This window comes from Mucilaginibacter sp. McL0603, from assembly GCF_049992945.1.
GTDB lineage: Bacteria > Bacteroidota > Bacteroidia > Sphingobacteriales > Sphingobacteriaceae > Mucilaginibacter.
On the sequence record NZ_CP188251.1, the window covers coordinates 1,147,316 to 1,173,137 of the forward strand.

General features: G+C 40.3%; 25 protein-coding genes. 14 read left to right on the top strand and 11 right to left on the bottom strand.

Going from position 1 to position 25,822, the window contains the following annotated elements; genetic code table 11:
* Positions 1–113: 113 nt before the first annotated feature.
* Positions 114–419 carry a hypothetical protein gene (locus ACPPVU_RS05310; RefSeq protein ID WP_426670650.1) on the bottom strand — a complete coding sequence of 102 codons (306 nt, stop codon included), beginning with the start codon at positions 417–419 and terminating at the stop codon, positions 114–116.
* 110 nt (positions 420–529) lie between these two features.
* Here ACPPVU_RS05310 and ACPPVU_RS05315 point away from each other — a divergent pair, with 110 nt between their 5' ends.
* Positions 530–712, top strand: a complete 183-nt coding sequence (locus ACPPVU_RS05315) for a hypothetical protein (RefSeq protein WP_426670651.1) — start codon at positions 530–532, stop codon at positions 710–712.
* Positions 713–809: 97 nt separating this feature from the next.
* On the top strand, positions 810–1,316 hold the full coding sequence (locus tag ACPPVU_RS05320) for a TMEM175 family protein (RefSeq protein WP_426670652.1): 507 nt from the start codon (positions 810–812) through the stop codon (positions 1,314–1,316).
* 185 nt (positions 1,317–1,501) lie between these two features.
* Here the strand turns inward: ACPPVU_RS05320 and ACPPVU_RS05325 are convergent, their stop codons facing one another.
* Positions 1,502–1,723 carry a YdeI/OmpD-associated family protein gene (locus tag ACPPVU_RS05325; RefSeq protein WP_426670653.1) on the bottom strand — a complete coding sequence of 74 codons (222 nt, stop codon included), beginning with the start codon at positions 1,721–1,723 and terminating at the stop codon, positions 1,502–1,504.
* 212 nt (positions 1,724–1,935) lie between these two features.
* Between ACPPVU_RS05325 and ACPPVU_RS05330 the strand changes: the two genes are divergently transcribed.
* The 5 genes from ACPPVU_RS05330 to ACPPVU_RS05350 all read left to right on the top strand — a co-directional run bounded on the left by ACPPVU_RS05330 (position 1,936) and on the right by ACPPVU_RS05350 (position 6,921).
* Positions 1,936–2,778 carry a phosphatidylinositol-specific phospholipase C/glycerophosphodiester phosphodiesterase family protein gene (locus ACPPVU_RS05330; RefSeq protein WP_426670654.1) on the top strand — a complete coding sequence of 281 codons (843 nt, stop codon included), beginning with the start codon at positions 1,936–1,938 and terminating at the stop codon, positions 2,776–2,778.
* Between the two features lie 218 nt (positions 2,779–2,996).
* Entirely contained in the window at positions 2,997–4,325 is a 1,329-nt protein-coding gene (locus ACPPVU_RS05335; protein ID WP_426670655.1) for a cytochrome ubiquinol oxidase subunit I, read from the top strand.
* 7 nt (positions 4,326–4,332) lie between these two features.
* On the top strand, positions 4,333–4,857 hold the full coding sequence (locus tag ACPPVU_RS05340) for a hypothetical protein (RefSeq protein ID WP_426670656.1): 525 nt from the start codon (positions 4,333–4,335) through the stop codon (positions 4,855–4,857).
* Between the two features lie 94 nt (positions 4,858–4,951).
* A complete protein-coding gene (locus ACPPVU_RS05345; protein WP_426670657.1) occupies positions 4,952–5,899 on the top strand; it encodes a hypothetical protein in 948 nt (315 codons plus the stop codon).
* A gap of 5 nt (positions 5,900–5,904) precedes the next feature.
* Positions 5,905–6,921, top strand: coding sequence for a cytochrome d ubiquinol oxidase subunit II (locus ACPPVU_RS05350; RefSeq protein WP_426672180.1), 1,017 nt, complete (start codon positions 5,905–5,907; stop codon positions 6,919–6,921).
* Between the two features lie 121 nt (positions 6,922–7,042).
* On the opposite strand, the gene ACPPVU_RS05355 is transcribed toward ACPPVU_RS05350, so the two are convergent.
* Positions 7,043–7,807: a class I SAM-dependent methyltransferase gene (locus tag ACPPVU_RS05355; protein ID WP_426670658.1), complete on the bottom strand. Its 765-nt coding sequence runs from the start codon at positions 7,805–7,807 to the stop codon at positions 7,043–7,045.
* A 235-nt stretch (positions 7,808–8,042) separates the two neighbouring features.
* Between ACPPVU_RS05355 and ACPPVU_RS05360 the strand changes: the two genes are divergently transcribed.
* Positions 8,043–10,787: a family 78 glycoside hydrolase catalytic domain gene (locus ACPPVU_RS05360; protein ID WP_426670659.1), complete on the top strand. Its 2,745-nt coding sequence runs from the start codon at positions 8,043–8,045 to the stop codon at positions 10,785–10,787.
* Between the two features lie 10 nt (positions 10,788–10,797).
* Positions 10,798–11,136 (top strand): hypothetical protein, encoded by a 339-nt coding sequence (locus tag ACPPVU_RS05365; protein WP_426670660.1) that lies wholly within the window; start codon positions 10,798–10,800, stop codon positions 11,134–11,136.
* Between the two features lie 27 nt (positions 11,137–11,163).
* Here the strand turns inward: ACPPVU_RS05365 and ACPPVU_RS05370 are convergent, their stop codons facing one another.
* The 5 genes from ACPPVU_RS05370 to ACPPVU_RS05390 all read right to left on the bottom strand — a co-directional run bounded on the left by ACPPVU_RS05370 (position 11,164) and on the right by ACPPVU_RS05390 (position 15,428).
* Positions 11,164–11,514, bottom strand: coding sequence for a HepT-like ribonuclease domain-containing protein (locus tag ACPPVU_RS05370; protein ID WP_426670661.1), 351 nt, complete (start codon positions 11,512–11,514; stop codon positions 11,164–11,166).
* Complete coding sequence (locus ACPPVU_RS05375; RefSeq protein WP_426670662.1) at positions 11,507–11,797, bottom strand: nucleotidyltransferase family protein; 291 nt, start codon at positions 11,795–11,797, stop codon at positions 11,507–11,509. The genes ACPPVU_RS05370 and ACPPVU_RS05375 overlap by 8 nt, the downstream gene beginning before the upstream one ends.
* A gap of 61 nt (positions 11,798–11,858) precedes the next feature.
* On the bottom strand, positions 11,859–12,635 hold the full coding sequence (locus ACPPVU_RS05380) for a GLPGLI family protein (RefSeq protein WP_426670663.1): 777 nt from the start codon (positions 12,633–12,635) through the stop codon (positions 11,859–11,861).
* A gap of 4 nt (positions 12,636–12,639) precedes the next feature.
* Positions 12,640–14,211, bottom strand: coding sequence for a TonB-dependent receptor domain-containing protein (locus tag ACPPVU_RS05385; protein WP_426672181.1), 1,572 nt, complete (start codon positions 14,209–14,211; stop codon positions 12,640–12,642).
* A 2-nt stretch (positions 14,212–14,213) separates the two neighbouring features.
* Positions 14,214–15,428 (bottom strand): hypothetical protein, encoded by a 1,215-nt coding sequence (locus tag ACPPVU_RS05390; RefSeq protein ID WP_426670664.1) that lies wholly within the window; start codon positions 15,426–15,428, stop codon positions 14,214–14,216.
* Between the two features lie 168 nt (positions 15,429–15,596).
* Here ACPPVU_RS05390 and ACPPVU_RS05395 point away from each other — a divergent pair, with 168 nt between their 5' ends.
* Positions 15,597–15,974: a hypothetical protein gene (locus tag ACPPVU_RS05395; RefSeq protein ID WP_426670665.1), complete on the top strand. Its 378-nt coding sequence runs from the start codon at positions 15,597–15,599 to the stop codon at positions 15,972–15,974.
* Positions 15,975–16,071: 97 nt separating this feature from the next.
* Positions 16,072–17,673, top strand: a complete 1,602-nt coding sequence (locus tag ACPPVU_RS05400) for a S8 family peptidase (RefSeq protein ID WP_426670666.1) — start codon at positions 16,072–16,074, stop codon at positions 17,671–17,673.
* A 106-nt stretch (positions 17,674–17,779) separates the two neighbouring features.
* Here ACPPVU_RS05400 and ACPPVU_RS05405 read toward each other — a convergent pair whose 3' ends face one another.
* Together ACPPVU_RS05405 and ACPPVU_RS05410 are read right to left on the bottom strand one after the other, a co-directional pair.
* On the bottom strand, positions 17,780–18,532 hold the full coding sequence (locus ACPPVU_RS05405) for an SDR family oxidoreductase (RefSeq protein WP_426670667.1): 753 nt from the start codon (positions 18,530–18,532) through the stop codon (positions 17,780–17,782).
* 87 nt (positions 18,533–18,619) lie between these two features.
* The gene (locus ACPPVU_RS05410) at positions 18,620–19,219 is read right to left on the bottom strand and encodes a Crp/Fnr family transcriptional regulator (protein ID WP_426670668.1); all 600 of its coding nucleotides are present in this window, start codon (positions 19,217–19,219) and stop codon (positions 18,620–18,622) included.
* 165 nt (positions 19,220–19,384) lie between these two features.
* On the opposite strand from ACPPVU_RS05410, the gene ACPPVU_RS05415 reads away from it, so the two are divergent.
* The 3 genes from ACPPVU_RS05415 to ACPPVU_RS05425 are packed head-to-tail and all read left to right on the top strand — an operon-like array spanning position 19,385 to position 25,035.
* On the top strand, positions 19,385–21,469 hold the full coding sequence (locus tag ACPPVU_RS05415) for a penicillin acylase family protein (protein ID WP_426670669.1): 2,085 nt from the start codon (positions 19,385–19,387) through the stop codon (positions 21,467–21,469).
* Positions 21,470–21,517: 48 nt separating this feature from the next.
* On the top strand, positions 21,518–24,202 hold the full coding sequence (locus ACPPVU_RS05420) for a glycogen debranching protein (RefSeq protein ID WP_426670670.1): 2,685 nt from the start codon (positions 21,518–21,520) through the stop codon (positions 24,200–24,202).
* A 29-nt stretch (positions 24,203–24,231) separates the two neighbouring features.
* Positions 24,232–25,035 carry a DUF5995 family protein gene (locus tag ACPPVU_RS05425; protein WP_426670671.1) on the top strand — a complete coding sequence of 268 codons (804 nt, stop codon included), beginning with the start codon at positions 24,232–24,234 and terminating at the stop codon, positions 25,033–25,035.
* 97 nt (positions 25,036–25,132) lie between these two features.
* Here the strand turns inward: ACPPVU_RS05425 and ACPPVU_RS05430 are convergent, their stop codons facing one another.
* A complete protein-coding gene (locus tag ACPPVU_RS05430) occupies positions 25,133–25,570 on the bottom strand; it encodes a UPF0158 family protein (RefSeq protein ID WP_426670672.1) in 438 nt (145 codons plus the stop codon).
* Positions 25,571–25,822 lie beyond the last annotated feature (252 nt).

A 25,822-nucleotide genomic window follows, 5' to 3' on the forward strand; every position in this document is an offset into this window, starting at 1 on the left:
AATGTTCTCAGATAGGTTTAATGTTAGCCCGACTCTTTTTTCGTTACATTGTGATTAAACGAATAGGGCTGAAAAATGTTATTGATTATTTACGTGCTAAAAACGCCCAATTCTTATTGAGTAGCCAGTGCCATATTGATCTCAGTAGCCAAAAGTCCGCTGCCACCACCGTAATGCTGGATAATGGTGATATTAGGGTTCCGTGTAATAAATTCATGACGCAATAAGCTATCAGATTCCGGTTCGATACCACCGCCAAGCAGAACGAGGTTAAAAGATTGACTTTCGAAATGTTTGATGGCCTCTTCGTCGGTAAGAGCGAAAGTAGCATTCCAGGCAGGATTATTATTGATCAGTCGTACCACGGTTTGTACGATCTCGGGGTTGCGGCCTATTACAAGGATCTGTATTTTGTCCATGATGCAAAGGTAGTTAGCTTTGCCGGGTTTGTTGTTTTGCAGCACGTTATTTAACGCGGTGGTGACAGAGGAATATATGCTGGTAAATCACTTTTATGAACCTATTGTTAATGAACCCAAAACAAAAAGAGCGTTGGGTCGACAAAAAAGCGGGCCGGGTGTATGGCGGGAATGACGTTTTAGCTTTTGCAATGTGCGAAGCACGGAAAAAGCGTAAGAAACGGCAGGGCGGGCTGAAGCTTTTTTTTGTCTTGATCTTTTGGTTACTTTTCTATCAAGAGAAAAGTAACTAGGCCTCCGCGGCTATGAGCGGGACGGAGCATCAATTGAACCGCGAACACATTTAACCCTCCTCCACAAATCACTATATTAGCTTTCAAACAAATCTACATGAAAAAAGGACGTTTGGAAGCTTTCAGCGATGGGGTAATAGCAATCATCATCACTATTATGGTGCTCGAGTTTAAAGTACCCGAGCACGGCAGCAACCTGGAAACACTCATTCCGCTGGCACCTTTTTTCCTGAGCTATGTCGTAAGCTTCATTTATGTAGGCCTTTATTGGAACAATCATCACCACATGTTCTATATAGTAGATTCTATTTCCGGTGGTGTACTCTGGGCCAACCTGTTTTTTTTATTTTGGTTGTCGCTCATGCCCTTCGCTACAGAATGGATGGCCTATAATCACTTTGCCGCAGGGCCGGTAGCTGTATACGGACTGGTGCTGATGATGTGTGGATTGGCCTATACATTGCTTGCTAACATTCTGGCGAGTCATTGCGGTAAAAATTCTGAGTTGGCACAGGCTCTGGGTAGAGATTGGAAAGGCAAAGCATCTGTAGTGACCTATGTTATTGCAATAGCTGTTGCATTCTGGATGCCTGTGATATCCTGAGCATTGTATGTGCTGGTGGCCTGTATCTGGATCATCCCCGACAGACGCATCGAAAAGAAAGTAATCCACCGAACCGAATAAGTTTTAACTCCCTCTCCTTTGGAGAGGGCCGGGGTGAGGCAATACCGGGGCGTTTCAGTAAATTTCAGATGTGAAGTAAAATTGGGATAGATGTTATCCCCTTATCAGGGTTTAAGCGTCTTTTGCCCCTTTTGCAGCATGATCAACGCTTTTTCGGCCCGTGCTTTCCGGGTTTCCTCTTGTTTGGCCGATCCTACCCAATCGCAATAGCCTTGTTTATAGGATTTTGACAAGCTATCAAAAAATATTTTAGCTGCTGCATCTCGTGTAAGCAGTGTTTCCAGTTCGGCAGGAACGCCTTCTATATGTTCACCTTTTTTCAGCATGAAGTACTTTCTTTTTATTTAAAATAATATTAACCATCGTAATTCAGTTACGTATAAGAACTGTCATGGATCGGTAATATTTTTACAATGACCGTGTCAGAAGAATTAATATTAAGTACCCCTATTTTAACTATTGATTTACATTGACTTTAAAGTATCAACATAATAGAAGGGTAATATTGCGTCGTAAAGTTAATACCCCGTACCCTAAAATGCAATCACAAAATACAGGCGCGTGTCGTCTCAGATTGTTTTTTTTCATACTGTTTGCAGTTGCCTCGTTTAACTGCTTCGCCCAATCCACCCCGCTTATTAATGGTTTTGCACACAACGATTATTGCCACAAACACCCGCTTTATGATGCGCTCGACAATGGTTTTACCAATATCGAAGCAGACATATTTCTAGAAGATACAACCCTGGTAGTGGCACACGTTTTTCCTTTCTTTCGCCTTGGCAGAACATTAGAAAAGCTTTATTTCAAGCCGCTTTATGAACGGGTAAGTCAGAATAATGGCAAGGTTTACTGTGGCTATGATTCGCCCGTTATTTTAATGATCGATGTTAAAACCGGAGCCAACAATACCTACAGAGCGCTTGAGAGATTGCTTCATAAATATCGTTCTATGCTCACCAGTTATGAAGACGGCAAGGTGGTGTACCGTGCAGTTACCGTAGTCCTTTCCGGTCATAAGCCCTACAAGCTACTTGAGAACGAACAAACACGGCTCGCTTTTATTGATGAGGACCTGCGCAAAGTATCGCGGGATACGCTCACCACTAATGTGTTCAGTATGGCAAGCTGTAAGTATTCAAAGCTGATCAAGTGGAACGGGAAAAACCCGATTTCAGACATCGAACAAAGAAAACTATGCAATTTTGTCGTTATGGCGCACAGGATGGGGAGCAAGGTAAGGCTATGGGCTTCTCCGGAGAAAAAAGTGGTTTGGGATGAGCTTTTAAAATGCGGGGTCGACATGATCAATACTGATCAACTGGTAACTTTACGAAAATACCTGGATAAAAACTCAATTGTCCTGGCAAAGGCCAATTAAATGCTGATGCCCAACAAGTCCCCGTTTGGATAGCCATCAATACTAAATCTCACCAACTTAATCAACTCAATCTAACCCAACCATCCAATTTATATTCAAAATAAATTGCAATTTGTAAATGGTTATCAGTCTTACTTTTACTTATGTTCCCTACATTCGGTGTAACAAATATTTTGCAAAGCCGGCTATTGGTTTTGTTCATTTAATCACCGTTTGCTATGGATGATTTTATTGCCGCCAGGTCTCAGATGGCGTTATCGTTAGGGTTTCACATTGTCTTTTCATGCATCGGGATGGTGATGCCGTTTTTTATGGCCATTGCCCATTTTTACTGGCTCAAAACCAAAGACCCGGTATATAAGAATATCACCAAAGCCTGGAGTAAAGGCGTAGCCATATTCTTTGCCACGGGTGCAGTATCCGGCACAGTATTATCTTTTGAATTGGGATTGCTTTGGCCCAAATTTATGGAACACGCCGGGCCTATCTTCGGTATGCCATTTTCCCTGGAGGGAACAGCATTTTTTATCGAAGCTATTGCACTTGGCTTTTTCCTTTATGGGTGGGATAGGTTTAATCCCCGGTTCCATTGGGTTACGGGAGTAGTCGTAGGTGTTAGTGGGATCATATCCGGTATACTCGTAGTGGCTGCTAATAGCTGGATGAACAGTCCGGCAGGGTTTGATTATGTGAACGGACAATATTTAAATATCGATCCGATGAAGGCCATGTTTAATGCTGCCTGGTTTGAGCAGGCGCTGCATATGTCTATTGCGGCCTTTGCGGCGACTGGCTTTGCAGTAGCAGGCGTGCATGCACTGATGATCGTACGAAAAAAGAATGCAAAATTCCATTATATGGCTTTCCGTATAGCTATTGTATTTGGTGCAGTAGCCGCTATTTTACAGCCCTTAAGCGGAGATATTTCAGCAAGGGATGTAGCCAAACGTCAGCCCGCTAAACTGGCCGCGATGGAAGCACATTTTAAAACTGAAAAACACGCACCGCTAATTATAGGCGGCATACCCGATACAAAAACTAAGGAAGTAAACTACGCCATCAAACTGCCGGGTTTGCTTAGCTTCATGACCTACGATGACTTTAATGCTGAAGTAAAAGGCCTGGATAAGATTCCTGAAAGGGATCAACCACCGATTGCAATCACACATTATGCTTTCCAGGTAATGGTAGGTTTTGGTATGATAATGATGGCGCTTGCCCTGATATATTTTATCGCGCTGATTAAACAAAGAAAGTGGTTTGGCAAAGCCTGGTTCCTCAAATTATTTGCATTGGCAACACCCTTTGGGTTCATCGCCGTTGAGGCCGGATGGACAGTAACTGAAGTTGGCCGTCAGCCCTGGATAATACAGGGCGTAATGCGCACTGCCGATGCGGTAACACCGATGCCGGGTATCCATTATACATTTTACCTGTTTACGGCTGTATATTTATCACTGAGCCTGGTGGTTGTTTTTATGCTTTACCGGCAAATAAAAATGGTACCGAATATGTATGATACTGAAATTTCAAACTCTGTAAGCTAATATAATTATGAAGATAATCAAGATCATTGTATCAGTTATTCTATTGATAGTAATGTTAGCGTTAACTGCTCTAGGCTTTTTTTTAAAGATTTCACTTGTAGGGGGGAGTGTAGATTCGATGGAGGATCTAATAGCACTGAGTGGTGCATGGCCCGCAATGTTCCTGGTGATTTTTGCTTTTTTGCTTTTCTACTATTTATACAAGCCCGATAGGGTGAAACTTGTTTTTTTAGGAATCACGGTAGTGTTGTGGTTTTTAAGCGGTCGTATGATCAGTATTATATTTTGGCCGGATGGAAGAGTTACTACAGGATGGTTTAGTGCATCAACCGAAATATTTTATTTATGTGATAATAAATCAGATTGCGAAACAACGATAGCTTATCACACAAAAATAGAAAATTTATTTTTTTGGAGGATACGGGTAAAAAATGAAAATATAGACAAAGTAATATTTGTGGGGCCTTTTATTTGGAACAAGACGTTAAAGCTGGTTCATGATCAGATTGGTGCAGGTATCTATACAAAGTGAGAAGATTGATTTTAGCAGTTAAACATTATGAAAAATAAGTAAGATATTAGCATCAAAACAATAAATATAAACCTAAACCAAAATCACAAAATACATGAAACAGATCATTAGCTTGATTTTTATTCTTTGGACATTCAGTTCTTGCAGCCAAAGCGGTGCTTTTCCTGATAAGATAACCACAAAAAAAACAAATAAGAGTGTAAGGATAAAAGGAACTAAAGTATTTATACAACCGCAGGATGGGTTTAAATATATCAAACAATCGGCAATTTATAAAAAGAACGGGAAGGCGTATTTACAAGTGGAAGACGCAAATACTTATAGTTTTTCAAAAATAAGACCGGGACTTACAAGACAAACTCTGGAGGCAAAAGGGGCAAAGATAGATGTAATAAAAGATATAAAGTTTAATCAATTTGATGCGGTATATGCTGAAGGTCCTGCAGACGCTCTGGGTGATCAGACAATTGTCTCCTTATTTTTTGGTGATAACAATTTTGTGGTTATAATAAAAGGTGTTTATAAAACAGGGGATAATGAAAGCAAAAGAGAATTGCATGAAATGATGAAATCAGTGTATTACGATAACACGTTAGAAATAGATCCTTTTGAACTAGCTAATTTTGAATTTGATCATTCAATCACAAATTTCAAGTATGCAATGACGGCTTCAAATTTCTACAGATATACTGAAAATGGCAAAAAAGATGCAGAAAATGACACTGCAAATGCGTTTGAAATAGGGGCATTTGGTAAAATGACAGACGAAATAGCTTACAAAGCTATGCAAAATGTGATATCGGCTTATGAAGCAAAAAATGTCGAGTTTGATAACAAAGCAATTACTAAAACTAAAATAAACGGTTATCAGTCATATGTTTTGGAGTCAAAAATGACACGTCAATATAAAGAAGGCGTTATTTATATGACATATATGTTGATGGACAACAAGACTATAGTATTTATGGGAAACGCTTACAATGATACTGGTAATTATTTAGAGAAATTTGAGAAAACAGTGCAAACAGTAATGGATAAGTAAGAATGATGATATACGTAGTCATAATTTTTTTGTGGGTAGCATTACTGCTGTACCTGCTGCTTGGCGGGGCCGATTTCGGCGCCGGGATAATCGAGTTATTTACTTCTGAAGAAAATAAAGTAAAAACCCGTAAGATCAGTTACGAGGCTATCGGTCCAATTTGGGAAGCCAACCACATGTGGCTAATTATTGCTATTGTGATATTGTTTGTTGGCTTCCCTGCTATCTACTCTACCATGTCTATCCATCTGCATATACCGCTCATTATCATGCTACTGGGTATCATCGCCCGCGGAACGGCTTTTGCATTCAGAAACTATGACGCGGTAGTTGACAACATGCAGAAGGTTTACAATAAGATATTCGTTTATTCCAGTTTTATTACGCCGATGTTTTTAGGCATCATAGCCGGCAGCGCTGTTTCCGGCCAGATAGATGTGCATGCTAATACCTTCCAATCGGCCTATATTTCCAGCTGGCTCAACTGGTTCTCGATAAGCATTGGATTTTTCACCGTGTCACTATGCGGATTTATTGCTGCAATTTTCCTGATAGGCGAAACTGTTGACCTTGCAGAAAGAAAAAGATTTGTACGCAAAGCCTGGCAAATGAATATTGCCGCAGTTATATCCGGCGGAATGGTTTTTATCACCGCTATTTCTGATAATATACCATTGATGCAATGGGTTTTCGGCAATCCTATTGGCATAGCTGCCGTGACATTAGCAACCATATCACTCATTATTTTGTGGTATCTCATCAACAAAGGCGGCTCAAAGCGCCTTCGCTTTTTGGCAGGATTCCAGATCACTATGATATTGCTCACAGTAACCTACAAGCATTATCCAAACATTGTCATACTCAAAAATGGCAGCTACCTGTCACTCATCGAAAACAAAGGCGCTGACAAAGCCATTGAAGCCTTAGGTCTGGCCTTACTAATAGGCAGTATATTTATCTTACCTGCCTTGATCTACCTGATCTATAGTTTTCAGAAGAGGAACCCGGAAGAAGCACATTAACACATGCTGTCGTGTCAATTATGAATTGACGTTTAGTCCAGAGTCGAAAGTCTGGAGTCAGAAAAGCACAAAATTGACTTAAGACTTACGACTAAAGACTCCTGACTTGCCATTACAATGTTTAGGTAAAATCCCCGTTTTTGAAAGGCAGCTTAAAATAACTTAACAAGCGGTTCAGTTTACGCCTCCATTTGTTTAGAGTGATCCGGCTAAAACTTTCATAATCCAGGTCTATTTTGATTGAACCGGTTTTACGCGAGCTTGGCTCTTTCATCTCTCTTTTTTCGATAACCTGCATGCTGTCATAATAGTGAAGAGAGTGTGCCGACCGGGTAAAAGAATCAACCTTTAATGACTTCTCTTCCGAATGCCATGCGTTTAACTGATCAATAAAATTCTTGGAATATTCTATAAAAGTTCCCCTTCTTTTATGCCCCCCGCCAAATTTCATCCAGTATGAAGTGTGCAAATCCTCGCACAAGTAAACACCATCAGACTTAATATGACCAAACAGCTCTTCAAAAGAGACGATCTGTTGCAACATAGTGTGGCCCCCATCATCGATCAGAATGTCAATGGGCGGTATTTCAGCTTTTACCTTCTTCAGAAATTCCCTGTCCGACTGTGAACCTATAAATACTTTGGTGTTTTCATCTTCGTGCTTTTTGCAGTTCGGGTTGATGTCCATCCCGTAAATTTTTGCTTTATCACCAAAATAATTCCTCCACATTTGCAAGCTGCCGCCGTAGTAAGTGCCTATCTCTAATAGAACAATTTCTTTGCCCCTGTATTTGCTGAAATGCCTGTCATATACCTCAAAATAATGTTCCCACCTATCAATTATTTTGCCCGTATTATTATTAAAATATTTTTCAAGATCGTTCATTTATTTCTCCCGATAAGGTTATAAAAATTGTTATGTCGCCCGGGGTTAGGCGGTTTATTTTAGAAAAACCAAATTTAACATTATAACTGTTTTATTACATGCTAAAAGAATTAAATTCTTCTCAAAATAAAATCATAGTTACAAGACAATTCAGAACAGTTTATACAATCTGTTTTTATTAGCTTTATCGTCACAACAGTTAATAAAACTGTTTTACACCTAATAATCAAATTTCATGAAATTCCTTTGCTCTTTATTTGTTTTGCAAATTGCTGCTTCTTTATGTTTTGCACAGGTAAAAGTTGATGGCCTGCTTTGCGAAAACCGCACCAATCCTCTGGGCATGGATGTAATACAACCCCGGTTTACATGGCAGATCAGTTCTGATAAACGGAATGTAATGCAGTCGGCCTACCGTATCGAAGTAAGTGAAAGCGCCACTTTTCATGGTCATGTTTGGGATTCACAAAAAGTAAAGTCCGATTCATCAGTATTCGTTACTTATAAAGGTAAGCCTTTGCAGTCCGACAAAAAATATTTCTGGCGGGTACAGGTATGGGATAATACAGGCAAATCATCAGGATGGAGCCAAACCGCATGGTGGCAAATGGCACTGTTGAGCGAATCTGACTGGAAGGCCCAATGGATAACACCCGGATATGTAGAGGATTCGATCAGCCGCCCAAGCCCGATGATGCGTAAGGAATTTGCATTAAGTAAAAAGATTAAATCTGCTGTGGCTTATATTACGGCACACGGTTTATACGAAGCCAATATCAATGGCAAACGCGTAGGCGATGCGTATTTAACACCGGGGTGGACAAGCTATAAAAATCGCCTGCAGTATCAAAGCTATGATGTAACAGATATGCTAAAAGACGGTAAGAATGCCATCGGCGTAATGTTAGGTAATGGCTGGTACCGGGGGATTATCGGTTACAGCGATAAAAAAAATGTCTATGGGAAAGATATTGCCCTGTTGATGCAGATCAATGTTACTTATGAGGATGGGACAACCGGACTGATCACATCAGACGAAAGCTGGAAATCATCAACAGGGGAGATCGTCTATTCAGAAATATATAACGGCGAAACCATCGACCATAATAAAGTGCAATCTGGATGGACACAACCTGGTTTTAATGATTCACAATGGAGCGCCGTCCACGCACAGGATTATTCAAAAAAGATACTCATCGCCACTTATAATGAAATGATAAGAAAGCATGAGACCTTTAAGCCGGTTCGCATTTTCAAAACCCCAAAAAATGAGCAGGTAATTGATTTCGGTCAAAACCTGGTAGGCTGGGTTGTTTTAAAAATTAAAGGCAAGGCAGGGGATAAGATCACGGTATCACATGCCGAAGTATTAGATAAACTTGGTAATTTTTACACCGAAAATCTTCGCGCCGCAAAAGCGCAGGATACTTATATTCTGAAGGGTAGCGATGAGGAAATTTTCGAGCCGCATTTTACTTTCCACGGCTTCCAGTTTATTCGCATTGAAGGCTATCCGGGCGATATTATCAAGCCTGAAGATGTTATTGCGGTTGCTCTCTATTCGGATATGAAACCGACAGGTACCTTCACCACTTCTAATCCGCTGATCAATCAATTACAGCACAATATTCAATGGGGGCAAAAAGGGAACTTTCTTGATGTACCTACCGATTGCCCGCAACGCGACGAGCGCCTGGGTTGGACGGGTGATGCGCAGGTATTCTCACGTACCGCCACCTTCAACATGAACGTGAACGACTTTTTTGCCAAATGGCTGAAGGATGTAGCTGCCGATCAATCACCTTCAGGGATAGTCCCTTTTGTGATACCGAATTGTTTAGGCATGACACAAGGCAGTACCGGCTGGGGCGATGTATCTACCGTGATCCCATGGAACATGTATTTGGCCTATGGCGATAAACGTATCCTGCAAAATCAATATGGCAGTATGAAAGCATGGGTAGATTATATGCAGCATCAGGCCAAAAATGATCTCTGGAACACCGGCTTCCACTTTGGCGACTGGCTATTTTACAGCCGCGATGACGATACCGACGGCTCATCGGCCATAACAGACAAGTATTTTATTGCTCAATGCTTTTATGCTTACTCTACCCAACTGCTGATCAACGCAGCAATCGTACTTAATAAACAGGATGATGTAACTTATTACACCGCCTTATTGAAAAAGATCAAAGATGCATTCTACAAAGAATATGTAACACCAAATGGCAGACTGGTATCAGGTACGCAAACAGCCTATACACTTGCTTTGAATTTTGATATGCTGCCAGAGGCATTGCGTACGCAGGCTGCAACCCGTTTGGTAGAAAACATTCATGCCTACGGAGATCACCTGACTACCGGCTTTTTGGGTACACCTTACCTGTGCCATGTGTTAACACGTTTTGGTAAAGATGACATAGCTTACAAGCTGTTGTTACAAGATACCTATCCGTCATGGCTATACCCGGTAAAAATGGGTGCTACCACCATTTGGGAACGCTGGGACGGCATCCGCCCTGATAAAACTTTTGAGGCAGCCAGCATGAACTCATTTAACCATTACTCATACGGCGCCATCGGCGATTGGATGTACCGTGTAATGGCAGGGATGGATACCTACCCCGACGGACCGGGTTATAAGCATATCAAAATTATGCCGCACCCGGGCGGAAAGTTTACCCAGGCGACAGCCAACCTGTTAACCTATTACGGTAACTTAAGTTCAGGCTGGGAAGTGAAAGACGGTAAAACGTATTACACCATCGACATACCTGCCAATACCAAAGCTGACATCTATCTCCCAGCTAAACAAGCTGAAGATATAACCGAAGATGACAAGGCATTAGCAATGGACAAGGCGCTTGTTGTTGGCCAGTACCAGGATGGCTATATTGGGATAAGTGTAGGTTCAGGTGTTTATCATTTTGCAGTGATTAATCCGATTGTAACGCCACAGGCGCCTGCCACAAAATAAAAATTAGATAGTGAAGAGTTTAAATATTGACGAATTGGAAGATGCACAGGAATCTAATGGGATTGATCCCGTTTTAGCCAATGTTATAGGTATTTTTCTTAAAGCGAATAATGATTGGCCAATCGCTGTGTTGACATTGGAGGATTTTGAAAGCGAAGTGAGTAATTTTATTAATGGCACTACAACAAAAAACAATATATATTTAGCCTCTAAGAAAATTGATCTTTTCAAAAACGCCTGGCAAGCAGAATCTCTAGGGCAAATTATGGATGTATTCCAATTTTTTGAAAAGGGTATGTCATTAAAAGAAATAATAGAGAGACTTAGAATAGAATTGGGAAATAACTAAATAACAGGATATCTTAATTGTAATACCTTATTCTTTTGTTTCCTTTTGTAAAATATAAGAAACTTCGCTTAACAGGTCGGAAAGATTAAATTGAATTATATCCCAGACAATGTTGTTGTCTATGCCAAAATAATCATGGACGATAACGTTGCGAAAATCTTTTACTTGTCGCCAGTTAACTCCTGTACGCATCAGCTTAAAATCTTCAGGTAGCCTTGAAACGGCTTCACCAATTATCATAAAGTTATGCTCTACGGCATGCCGTGTTTTAAGATCGTTACAGTAGTCTTCAAACGAAATCCCTTTTGTAAATTCAAATATATTTTGAATCGCCTCCGAAATGTCATTTAACAAGATAACCGAATTGCGTTCAGACATGAATCAGATTTTTTTCGACAAATGGCAAGTAACTCGGTTTGATACCTTTTCGGGAAACAAGGTCGACCTTAGCATGAAAAATATCTTCCAGTTCGTGGGCAAGAGATATAAATTCTATACCTATTCTCCCGTTAAAATCAACTAATATATCAATATCGCTATGCTCATGGTTATCCCCGCGTGCATAAGAACCAAATAAAGCCAATTCAGAAATAGGATACCTTTTTTCAAGGTTCTTTTTCTGGCTTTTAAGTATTTCTACTATTTGTTCGGTATTGTACATATACAAATTTACTGAATAAATATAAGTCTGCAATATTCGATGGAAAGGCGAATATATAAGCTTATAACGCAAACACCTTCGAATAAATAGGAGCTTCGCTGCCCCAATCCTTAAAGGTGGCCTGCATCTTATCTTTAAATCCTTTGCCATCAAATGGTTTGCCCTTTTTAGGAGGCATTACAGCATTTGGTGCAAGCGTCATATCTGTTACTTTAGTGGCAAACCAGGTAATATTTTCATGGGGCAGTGCTACGCCCAGGATCATTCCAGGCAAACCGTTGAAAGACTCCGGTCCGCCCGAAACCGGGATCTCCGTTGTATAAAAAGCAACCACATAGATAGAATCCAGCATAATGGCATTGGCACGTCGACAAGTATAACCTGATATCTCTTTTGTTTCATCAGTTATTTTCCATTTTATTTTTCGTGTGCTGTCCTTCACCAAAAAAAGCTCACCAAATACCTTTTTCTGAAAAACACCGGTTTTGCTGTCCAGGTCGCTGTAAATGGTATTGTTTTGGGTAGCTATCGGGCTGTTGCTGAAGTATCCCCCGCCTTCAACGGTTTCTTCCTCGACAGGGATAAACAAGGTTTTATTATTTGAGAATGATAAGGTGCTTTTTAGCGTTTTAAACTGTGTTTGCGATTTTTTGTAGGCTTCAAGCATAGGTGTAAGCCATACCTCGTTATCCTTGTTGATCATCTTAGGGATGATGGCGAACATGTTTGTTTTCCGCTCAAACTCAATAGTGCCCGATGTGGTAAAATGTGCATGCTGGGCAAATAATTTACCGTTCAAAAGCAGCAGGCAAATAAGGGTTATGGTTAGTTTTTTCATAAGGTTATTTTTTAGCTCCTCCCACGGCCATTCTTGTAAAATCATAATCAATAGTAAACATAATGTATCTCCTGATGGTGGTATAGCTGTTCTGGATGATCATGTTAGAATTCGCTGTCCTGCTAAAACCGACGTTCTGGTTCAGCAGGTCATTACCCCATATCGTGAACTTTAAATTATCATTTTTAGGGAAGGTTTTAATAATAAAGGCATTAATAAGCATCTTGCTAAAGTCAGTATCAAACGACTCGGTTTTGGCCGTGTACTCGTAACTGTTATTCGTACCGATCTGGAATTTTCCCGGCAGATAGATCGTAAAACCGCCATCCGCCCTAAAGCCTCCACCATTGTTATTAATATCCGGTTGCAGGGATGATTTACTGATGGTATAGGTGGGGCCTCCCGACAGGTATATCTCGATCTTTTTTTCTTTGTATTTAGAAACATTGATCCGCGGATTAATGGTGTAGCTTGGCGTCCTGTTCAACTGACCGTTTACCAAATTGTAATAAACATTGCCATTGCCATTTATTCCTATACCTGTATTTATGTCCAGTTTTTCTATCTTTTTATCAAAATTGGCCCAGAAATTAAAGTTCGAGATCCGTTTTCCCGGCAAGTTTGAATATTGACTGACGCTCCCTCCGTTTGAGGCGTAGGTAACAGCACTTACGATAGGATTGGTGGTATAGGAATAATTTCCGGAAAGGTAGATATACTGGTTCGATACCACTTTAAATGAATTATACCATAGGTTGAAATTGTTGGTGAACGATGGTTTGAGCCCGGGGTTACCAACAATAATATTAAGCTGGTCGTTATTGTTTTTTATTGGTTGCAACTGATCTAAAGTAGGCAGTACGGTATTTCCGCGATAGCTTACATTAAATGATTTTTGTTGCGAAAAACGGTATTGAAAGCTGGCCTGTGGCATCCAGTCTGTAAAATCCCTGGTCAGCACATCGCCGGTGTATTCATCTGTCTGGCGGAGGCGTACATCGCCCACTTTGGTACCGAAATTAATGATCGTCTTTCCCTTCTTGAAATTAAATATGGCGCCGCCAATGTTGGATAAACTGTTCAGCTTATAGTTGCTGCTAAAGGTATCATTAAGCATATTATAAACACCCGGGCTCGACTGGTCAAACGTTCTCCTGTCGGCGGTGCCGTTATTTATGTCTACCCCATAGTTAAGTGAAACGGCCAGTGATTTTGAGAGTGGCTCAGTATAGGTGAGGTTGGTAATTAAAACAGAGCTTTTTAAATCATTGGTTTTATACTGATCGGTCGGCACAGTATCTACCTTTGCCTGGGGATTATAATAGTAGAGATTTGATTTTAAGTACCCTTTAGCATCGCTCTGATTAAAGGCTTCGCTGATATTGAATGAAAGCGTGCGGCGTGGCTTTTTGAATTTGTGGGTATAAAAGGCGCTTGCATTAAATATTTTTTGATCAACATTATTAGTGATGTCCCTGGTACTTTTGTTTATAATCGTATCGTTCCGGGTTTCAAATGCGTTATAATTCTCCCTGGTATTTGTATTTTTTGAGGTACCATTGACCGCTATTTTCAGGTTTAGCTGGTGTCCAGTTTTACATTGTAAGTAACATCCAGTTTTTGCCTGAACATGTAATTATGAAATTTCTGTGTAGAGTTGTTGACCAATATCGTATCAGGCAGGTTGTTTTGGGTAATGTTATTGTTGCTGCCATCAACAGTAAGCGAGCCTATTTTATAATTGGTATTAAGCGATTCCTTATCGTTGTTCCATTTGGTATCATAGTGTACGCCGCCGTTACGGGCTATCGGTAATCCCTGGCCATCATACTGACCGCTGAAGGAGTCGAGATCATCACCGTTACCGCCGAAAAAGAAGATCGAACCGCTATCGTCTGATTGCAGGCCATCTCCCGTACCATATTTCTGATTATCCTCCCAGCCAAGTCCCACTTTGCCGTTATTGCCCGCAGTGCCATAAACTGACAATTTCTGCTTTGCCTTAAAGGCGTTAAACAATACCTGTGCCTGGTAAATACTCTCAGTGCCACCGCCCGCCTCCGCTTTACCGAACATGCCGTTCTTTTTATCTTCTTTTAGTTTGATATTGAGGGTTTTTTCCTTCTTCCCGTCATCAATGCCCGTAAAGGCCGCCTGGTCGCTTTTCTTGTCGTAAAGCTGCACCTTGTCCACCATATCGGCACGTATGTTTTTAGTGACTAGTGTTGGGTCATCACCAAAAAACTCCTCTCCATCAACCAATACCTTATTTACCTGCTGACCTTGTGCTGTGATCTTACCATCTTTATCCACCTGTATACCGGGTAATTGTTTCAGCAGATCCTCCACCTTCGCATTTGGTTGTATCTTATAAGCTGCCGCGTTAAATTCAGTCGTATCGCCTTTTATTTTGATCTCCGCAGCTGTGCCCTTAATAATAACCTCGTGCAGCAGGCGCGACTTTAGCTGCATATTGATCCTGCCAAAGCTGTAGCTCTGTTTAATGGAATCAAGACTGAAATGATCCACATATTCCGCATAGTCAGGGTAGGCCAGTAATAAAATGAATTTGCCTTTGTTAAGGCCTTTTATCTCGAATGAACCATCTTCGGCGGTACGTGCAAAAGTAACCAGTGTAGAATCTTTTGCATTAAGCACCGCGACGGATGTGTTGTTCAATTTGATATGCTCAACGCTATCACCGATGATACCCTTTACAGAATAATTAGTTTGTGCAAATGAAGAAGCGGAAAACAAAAAGAAAATAAGGCATAGTAGAATTGTGAATCTCATAAGGTTGAATTAGGAAACCCTAAGATATAACTAAATGGTTAGTATGGAAATGCAATGTGTGTTAAAGTATGTTAATAAATGTTAAATGCTTAACATTCAATATTATTCATATGCAATAGAATTTGATTAGCTGGTCAAACATTTTAGTACATTATACATTTGCTGTATATGGCACTAAGTACACAAATTACATGGCTGTTTATTTTAGCCATCCCCATAGCCTGTATCGCATGGACAGTAACACATGAAGAAGTTTTCAGAGAACCGCGGGAATATTGCCTAAAGCGTTCAACAGAAGGGAGAACGATTGCAGTACGTAAGTTTTTTTACCTGTTTACCTGCGAGTACTGCTTCAGCCATTATATAACAGCTATTATGCTGATCATCACCGGGTTTCAATTATTGTATACTGATTGGCGCGGATATCTGATAGCAGGTTTTGCATTAGTTTTTGTTGCCAATGTATACATGAATTTATTTGCGCTGATACGTGTCGATCTGAAAAAGGTAAGGATGGAAGCAGAAAATGAAGAGAAAAAAAATTAAGTGATATTAATAAATTGCTTTATAAAGCCTCTTGTTTTTTATAAAACCGGATAAAAAACTATTTTAGTGGCTTAATACCTAAATCCTATTCCAAAAAATGAAGAATCTATTCCCGGTTAAAAAGCTTATAGTAGCTATAAGCATCTGTCTGCCAATTTGTTCACAAGCACAAGTTGCTCAAAAGGCGAAAAAGAATTGGCAAAATCTCGATCTTAAAACAGACACAGTGTTTGGGATAAGCACAGAAAAAGCATACAATGAATTACTGAAAGACAAAAAGCATGTAACAGTGGTTGTTGCCGTAATTGATGGAGGCGTGGATATTAATCATGAAGACTTAAAACAGGTTATCTGGATAAACACCGCCGAAACCGCAAGCAACAACACCGACGATGACAAGAATGGTTATGTGGATGACATACATGGCTGGGATTTTATCGGATCGGTAAATGGAGACGAGCATTTCGACAATACAGAATTGGTGAGATTTGTTCATTTATATACGATGGAATTTAAAGGAAAAGATACTACAGCCTTGAAGGGTAAAGAGTTGACGGATTTTTATGCTTATCAAAAGATGCGTAACGATCTGGCTGATAAGGTAAAGAAGGCACGCCGGACTTATACCATCATCACGAATTTTAATGAGATGTTAAAAGATATGCTGCCTAAAATGAGTAAGTCTGACCCGGGATTAACAGATTTTCAAAATTATGAACCTCAAAATAACAGGGAAGTATATGTTAAGAAAATAATGGTAGAAAACCTGGGTAAATATAAAGATCTTGCCGATTTCAGAAAGAATGAAATAGACGATGCGCTTAAACACTTTTCAGAGCGGTTAAATTATCATTATAACATCGATTATGATCCCCGTTCGATTGTCGGAGATAACTATACAGATAGTAGTGAACATTTTTACGGCAATAATGATGTAACCGGACCGGACGCTGATCACGGTACGCATGTATCAGGCATCATTGGCGCAGTGAGGGATAACGATCTTGGCGTAATGGGGGTGGCTAATGATGTGCGGATCATGTCTGTGCGTACTATACCAAATGGCGACGAAAGAGATAAAGATGTAGCTAATGCAATACGTTATGCGGCTAACAACGGAGCAAAAGTGATCAATATGAGTTTTGGTAAATCCTACTCATATGATAAAAAAGCGGTCGATGAGGCTGTTAAGATCGCGATGAGCAAAGACGTGTTGATCATACATTCTGCCGGAAATGATGGTCAGAATAATGATATTGAACAACATTTTCCAAACCGTACTTATGAGGATAAAAGTGGCGTTGCCGAAGCATGGATAGAGGTAGGGGCATCAGGTATAAAAGATGATAAAAATTTAAAGGCATTCTTTTCAGACTATGGGAAAAACAGTGTAGATGTATTTGCCCCTGGTATGGAAATCAACTCTACCACGCCTAATTCAACTTATACTGTGCATGATGGCACCAGTATGGCAGCCCCGGTAGTAACAGGCTTGGCAGCTCTTATTCGTTCATATTATCCAAAATTAACAGCATTACAGGTAAAAGAAATTATACTAAAATCGGTTGTAAAAGTTCAGCATAAAGTAATTGTTAAAGATGGTGAAAGCGAACACAAAGTTCCTTTTGAGGACATATGCATTACAGGTGGTATTGTAAATGCCTATGAGGCACTAAAACTTGCGGCTACTTATCAATAATTAAAATCTGCCTTGATATTAATTTGCCAGGATTACTAATCCTGGCAAATATCAAAATCCCCTGCAAAATTCATGGGGGGATTTTGAATTATATTCATAACACCAATTATAACGATCGTATACCGCCATCCAATAATATCTCACTGCCTATCATAAAGCTCGAATCATCTGATGCAAGGTAAAGATTTGCTGCTGCGGCTTCCTGTGGGGTGCCTACTCTCTTAGCTGGGGTAAATGCCCCCATGCCGGCTTTTACCGCTTCAGCCTCTTCTTTTGTAGAGGTGACTGTTTCAAAAACAGGTGTGTCTATCGGGCCGGGTGTTAGTACGTTAACACGTATCTTGCGGTCTAGCAGTTCTGCTGAGAAACTTCTGGCTAATGATCTTATTGCTGCTTTTGATGCCGCATAAACTGAATGGTTCGGAACCCCTTTTTCAGCTACTACAGATGAGGTAAGTACGATTGAAGCGCCATCATTCAAATAAGGCAATGCTTTCTGAACAGTAAAAAATGTGCCTTTAAAGTTGATATCACTCAACTGATCAAACATTTCTTCACTAAAATCGGCTAATGGAGCCAAAGCATAAATTGCGGCGTTTACAATAAGCACATCTATTTTACCCAGCTTGGTTTCAACTGTTTTATACAATTGATCCAGGTTAGCTAAGTTAGCTACATCTCCCTGAACACCAATTGATCCGTTGCCAATTTCAGCTACGGCGCTGTTCAAGTTTTCTAACTTACGACCGGTTATAGCCACTTTTGCACCTTCATCCGCAAACAATTTTGCAGTAGCCAAACCAATGCCGCTGCTACCACCTGTAACAACAGCTATTTTATTTTTTAATTTTCCTGACATGATCTTTTTATAAAATTAACTATACAAAGTTCTGCTATATATTTTTTTTTTAAGATGAACCAGGTTAGGAAATATGGTTGAACCAGTTCAACTTTTTCTCCTTACCTTTTTGTTGCGGATCTTTGAAAGGAATTCGGTGGTCATTCCCAGATAAGAGGCCAGGGCATATTGCGGTACCCGCCGAACCAGCAGAGGGTATCTTTCTAAAAAATCATTATAACGCTCTTCGGCAGTCTGTGTCAGGTTAGAGATAAGGCGCCGTTGCTGATAAGCTGCAGAACGCTCAGCCATCATTCTGAAAAAGGTTTCGTATCTATGGTTGGCGGCCTTCAGTTTTTGTTCACTTGTATAGTCTATTTGCAACACGGTGCTATCTTCAAGCGCAACGACAAACATGGTAGCAGGCTGTTGAAAAACATAACTATTATAATCTGTTATCCACCAGTCTTCAATTGCCAGCTGGATTGTATGTTCATCGCCCTTTTTATCGATCACATAGGCGCGAAAACCACCCTTGATCACATAGTTCCGGTGCCTGGCCACAAAATCAGGCTGAATGATGAGCTGTTTCTTTTTTATATTTTTTGTTGCGAAATAACTCAGTATTTCGGTAAGCTCTTCTTCACTTATAGTAATCCGCTTTTTGATATACTCGATAAGAGGTTCAGCTATGTTCCGGTTTTCCATGCAGATCAAATGGATGATGGGTAGTTATTTCAATAATAAACAAAATAAGTAATACTATAACTTATATCAACAATCTTGTCTGTCTAAATCGATGTCGTTTTTTTATTTGTAGGTACCCTGCAATTGTTTGTATCTTCAATATCAAACTTATCTTCAACCTAAATTATGAAAAACCCTTTCCTGCCTATAAAGATCCGCATTTTAGCCGCATGTTTTTTTGTGTTGATTTTTGGAACGGCGAATGCTCAGCCACAAAAAACAGAGATATTATGGGATAATTATGGTGTGCCGCATATCTTCAGCAAAACAACTGCCGGTATGTATTACGCCTTTGGCTGGGCACAGATGCACAATCATGCAAACCTGGTATTGCATTTATATGGGGTAGCGCGTGGAAGGGCAGCAGAGTACTGGGGGAAAAATAACCTGAGGTCTGATGAGATCATCAACAAATTTAACCTGACACAGGTATCACAAAAAATATATGAGCAGCAACATTCAGAATATAAATCTTATCTCGATGCCTTTGTACAAGGCATTAACGATTACGCAAAAGCCCACCCCGAAGCGATTGACAGGCAGAATCAGCAAATATTGCCGGTTGTACCTGCAGATGTTATTGCCCATACCATTAATGATATCAGCCTGAATTTTGTTGCCGCTGGTGATATTTATGATTCTATAAGAGAAACGATCCCCGGCTCAAATGCATTGGCAATAGCTGCAAGCCGGTCGGCCTCAAAACATGCTATGCTGATGGCCAATCCGCATTTACCATGGGAGGGGCTTTATACCTTTTTCGAAGCGCATCTGAATGCTCCGGGCTTTAACGCCTACGGGGCAACGTTGATTGGGATACCCGTTCTGGCCATCGCCTTTAATGATCATTTGGGCTGGACGCATACTGTAAATCCCATTAATGCATCTACCCGGTATGAGCTTACTTTAAAAGACAATGGCTATTTGCTGGATGGTAAAGTAGTCTCTTTTGAAACACGTGATGTTATCCTGAAAGTAAAGCAAAGCGATGGCACTTTGAAAGAGCAGCACCTGGTTTGTAAATATTCAAAGCAGGGCCCTGTAATGGGCGAGAAAAATGGCAAGGCCTATGCTGTGCGCGTAGCCGGACTCGAAAACCCTTACTTTAACGAACAATACCATAAAATGGCAAAGGCAACCAATTTTGCCCAGTTTGAATCAGCAGAAAAAATGCTGCAGATGTCTATGTTTAACGTGGTTTATGCTGATGACAAAGGTAATGTGATGTATTTATTTGGCGGTAATATCCCCGAAAGGTCAGAAGGTGATTTTGAGTTCTGGAAACGTAAAGTAGACGGAACTTCATCCAAATATATCTGGACAAAGATGCTTCCTTATAATACACTTCCTAAAGTGCTTAACCCGCCATCCGGCTTTGTACAAAACTCCAATGATGCACCGTGGCTTTGTACTTATCCAATGGTATTAGATCCCCAAAAATATCCCGCATATGTATCACCGGATTATTGGTACGTACGCGATTTCCGCGAACAGCGTATAATCAATTTGATAAAAGATAACCATGCCATCACTTTTGATGATTTGGTCGGTTATAAACTGAATACTGGTCTTGAAGTGGCAGACCGATTTTTGGACGACATGCTAGCTGCCGCTAGCACTTCTTCTGATAGCCTTACCCGCAAAGCTGTTGATGTGCTGAAAGTCTGGGATAGACATACCGATACGGCCAGCAGGGGAGCAGTATTATTTGTTCAATGCTGTTTTAATATGAACCCTGATTCGGTTTTTAAAAATCCATGGTCGGCAGAGCACCCCATAAGCACACCAAGCGGAATAAAAAATGCAGATTATGTAGCCCGGAAGTTAAACAAGGCTGCAACAGAAGTAATGAAACGTTATGGTACACTGGATGTGAGCTGGGGCAGTGTATTTCGTTTCAGAATCGGCAATATCGATCTGCCTGCCAATGGATGTTTTTCTCTTTTTGGCTCATACCGGGCTATCGGCTTCCGTCCGGATAGGAATAACAAATTGAAGGCAGTTGACGGCGATTCGTATGTGGCCATTACTGAATTTAGCAAACCTGTAAAAGCAATGGTCTCGCTCAGCTATGGCAATGCATCCCAAAAAGACAGTAAACACATCGGTGATCAGTTAAAACTTATGTCCGATAAGAAGTTACGACCGGCTTTACTCGATAAGGCCGATATTCTTAAGAACGTCGAAGAAAAAGAAGAATTAGAATATTAACAAAGGATTTGACTGAATTTATCCCTTATTTTACCTCAAATTCATCCGATGAGATTTTCACACTTTTCTATTTTCGGTTTGTTGCTGATAAGTGGCTCTGCTATGGCACAAAATGACAAACCCATATACAATTCAAAAGTCTACAGCATTTATCCGGATCGTGTAGTACAGGGGAAATATACTGCAAAGGCAGTTTCTACTACTGAACTAACCTCTGATTACCGTAGTCCGGCTAATATGTATAAAAGTCCGGTGGTTGAGTTTAAATTCAGCATCAATGGCAAGGATAACGAGATGGTATCCGGTGTCAATCACCATTATGTCTGTAGTGATCAATCAAATGAAACACCTCTAATTCAATTCGGGAAAGTAAATACAGAGACCAAATCTGCTAACGAAGGTATCTATCTGAAACCATCCACCCAATTTAAAATCCGGTTGGACATGCGTGCTGTACTTAAAGAATTTAAAGATCAGGGCTATTACACCTGTTTTAATGGTGATAAAATTTATAAGAACGATTTTAAAGGTGTGTTTGTAGCGGGTAATACCGCACCTATGATATGGGACTTTAACAATTTGGTTAACCATGCAGAACTGGAACTGAAAGATCCGGATGGCGACGGTATTTATGAAACTACCTTGATACTTAACAAACCCGAAGATGAAAACAAACTGGCATCCTCATGGAAACTGAGCCGCGATGTAAGCGCGTTCCCTCAATACCATTCAACCTATAAAATATCGGATGCCATATACAATCTGGCGTTAGAGGAAATGCAGAAAGCAGTAGAACCCGATAGCACTTTCCGTACTGGTAAAGAGTGGGGTGGCGTTTGGACAAGGGACATCAGTTACAGTATCATTCTGTCAATGGCCATATTACAGCCAAAGGTTGCTGTTTACAGTTTGCTCAAAAAAGTAAAAGACGGCCGCATTATACAGGATACAGGCACGGGCGGTGCATACCCTTGCTCATCCGACAGAATGATATGGGCAGTAGCCGCATGGGAAGTATACAAAGTGACCGGAGATAAAGATTGGCTGACTAAAGCTTACCAGATCATCAAAAAATCCGCAGAGGATGATGTCTTAAATGTGTATGATAAGCAAACCGGGTTGGTAAGGGGCGAATCATCTTTCCTGGATTGGCGCGAAGAAACCTATCCCAAATGGATGCAGCCTGCGGATATTTACGAATCTGAATGCCTGGGAACCAATGTGGTGCATTACCAGGTGAATAAAGTATTGGCAGCAATGTCTGCAGTTTTTAATGACCATGCTGCTGTTACAAAATATACCCAACGGGCTGATATCATAAAAAAAGGCATACAGGAAAATTTATGGATACCCACTAAAGGTTATTATGGACAATACCTGTATGGCCGTAATTTTAAAATGCTTTCGCTCCGGTCCGAAGCATTAGGCGAAGCACTTGCCATATTGTTTGACGCGGTTGATGCAGAAAAGCAGCAAAGCGTGATCAGCAACACACCGGTTAATGCTTTCGGAATACCTTGTATCTATCCACAGATACCCGGCATATTGCCTTATCATAACAATGCAGTATGGCCATTTGTAGAAACCTATTGGGCTATGGCATCGGCAAAAGCAGGCAATGAGGAGTCTTTGATCAGGGCGATCAGTGCAATTTACCGCCCTGCCGCTTTGTTCCTAACCAACAAGGAAAACTTTGTAGCCACGGATGGTGATTATGCCGGTACGCAGATCAACTCAAGTAATATGCTTTGGAGCCTTTCGGGTAATATTGCATTGGTTTATAGAGTTTTGTTCGGTATCCATTATAATGAGAACAGCCTTGAATTTAAGCCATTTGTACCGAAAGCATTAGCCGGCGATCGTTCACTTGAGCATTATAAATACCGTAACGCTATATTGAATATCAGTATGCAGGGGTTTGGCAATAAGATCAAAAGCATGACATTGGACGGGAAACCAGTAACAAATCATAGAATCCCTGCTGATCTGAAAGACGGGCATGCCATTAAGATCATCTTAGCTGATAATATACTTACGGGAAAGAGTAACATGGCGCCAAATTATGTAGCACCTGAAACACCTGTTGTTATTTATAAAAAAGGAAAGATCTCATGGGAAAAGGCAAGCCGGGGCACCGCTTATAATGTGATAAAGAATGGTAAAAAAATTGCTTCTATCAATGGACTAATTTTTCCTGTCAACACAAACGAATATGCCGAATACCAGGTTGCATCAGTGGATGCCAAAGGCATAAGCTCATTTAACAGTGAACCGCTTGAAACCATACCTGCAAAAGCGGTAAATATTATCCAGGCCGAAAGTATTGCCGATCCGTCTGAGCTACCCTACCAGGGCTTTTCGGGAAAAGGTTTTGTGGAGATCAGCAAAACAAAAAATACAACTTTAACTATCACTGTTGATATAAAAGAAGATGGTATTTATGCTATTGATTTTAAATATGCTAATGGTAACGGCCCAATCAATACCGAAAATAAATGCGCCATACGTACTTTAGATGTGGATGAGCATTTTGCGGGTACTCTTGTATTTCCGCAAAGAGGAAAAGGGGAGTGGTCTAACTGGGGTTTCAGCAATTCGGTTAAAGTGAAATTGTCAAAAGGCAAACATGTCGTAACTCTGCAATTTAAAGATGCTAACGAGAATATGAACGGTGATATTAACCAGGCCATGATCGATTATTTGCGTATGATAAAGTTGCCGGGAAGTGTTTAAATTAGATTAACCTATTCATTCAAAAATGTATGGTGCCTGCCCAAAATATTGATGAAGTAATAGCTCAGCTGGAAACAATTATAGCTAATTCAGTAGCTTCAAATAATCGCGCGGGTTATTTTGCGGCCTTATATCATAAAGTTACCTGCCGGGTTAAGCAGGGAATTCAAACCAAAGAATTTGAGAATGGCGCGAGGATGGAACAATTTGACGTGGTTTTCGCCAACAGGTACATTACTGCTTATGATCAGTGGATAAACAAAGAGCATACGCAGATGTCGCAATCATGGCAGGTGGCTTTTGAAATGGCCGGGAAGTCGTCTGTATTGGTATTGCAGCATTTGCTGATCGGCATGAACGCACACATCAACCTCGATCTTGGCGTAGCAGTAATAGTGGTAGCCAAAGAACAAAATCTGCCATTGGCCGATATGAAAAATGATTTTAATACCATCAATACTATACTGGCATCCTTAACCTACCAGGTGGTCAGCGAGCTTGATCGTATTTCTCCGTTATTATCCCTGGCGGGGATGCACTCAAAGAACGATTCATTATTTATTCAATTCGCGATGGACAATGCAAGGGATGGTGCATGGTGTTTTGCAGAAGAACTATATCCCAAAGAAAATGACGATTTTAATAAGCTGATTGCCGGGCGGGATAAAGATATCTGGATGCTTGGTAAAGCGATTGTCGATACAAAAGGATTACTGGCAATTACGGTCTGGATCATACACCTGTTTGAATATAAGATCCCTGCAAAAATAACCAAGATATTAAACGAGTATAAAAAAACCTATTTAACAGTTGATGATTTAAAAGTTAAGTGAAGAGAAAAATTGCGGTTTGTTGATTCAATTGCAGTTCAATTGTTTTTTCTCTATATCAAGAATCACCCAATCTAATGATTCTTCATTTGGCAAACAATCAATCAGACTCGAGCCTTCCATATAATTCAATCTGACTTTTGACAAACTCAATATAGTTTTGCAGTTTAAAGGCAAACCATTGTTCCCGGAGATCGGGATAATAGGTAAGCATGTCATTAAAGTGCGCGAATGGTTTTTTACGGGAGATGGCATCGATAAATTTGTTGTGCGTAGGTATATGGTTTATGCCATCGATGAAGTTTTCCATTACTTCAAACGCTTCGTGACTACTCATTTTTTCAATTTCTAAATAATCGTCGGGCGAGGCTTCAATTTTACCGGTCTCTTCAGTCCATTCGTCTTCAAGTCCCGAATCTTCTAATCCCTCAGGATAAGTTACCAATTCACCATTAGTTTTATTGTAAAAACAGAGCATGCCTGTATCCAAATACTCGGCTATCTCTTTTAATAATTCAGGTTTTATTTCGATTGCCATAGATACAAATTTAGTGAAATACCCAAAACAACCCAATAGATGGCATTTTTCTAACACGAGCAACCTTATTAAAATTACAAATTTTAGAAGGAGGCGCCTACGGAACCCAAATACACTGGCTGGGTTATTCTATAAACAGGATATTCCTAACGGAATAAAAAATCAAATTGAAAAACTAGTATTAGCTCCATGGGAGCTCCCTGTTTGTAGAAAAAATCAGACAATGCCAGACTCCATAGGAGTCTCCTAATT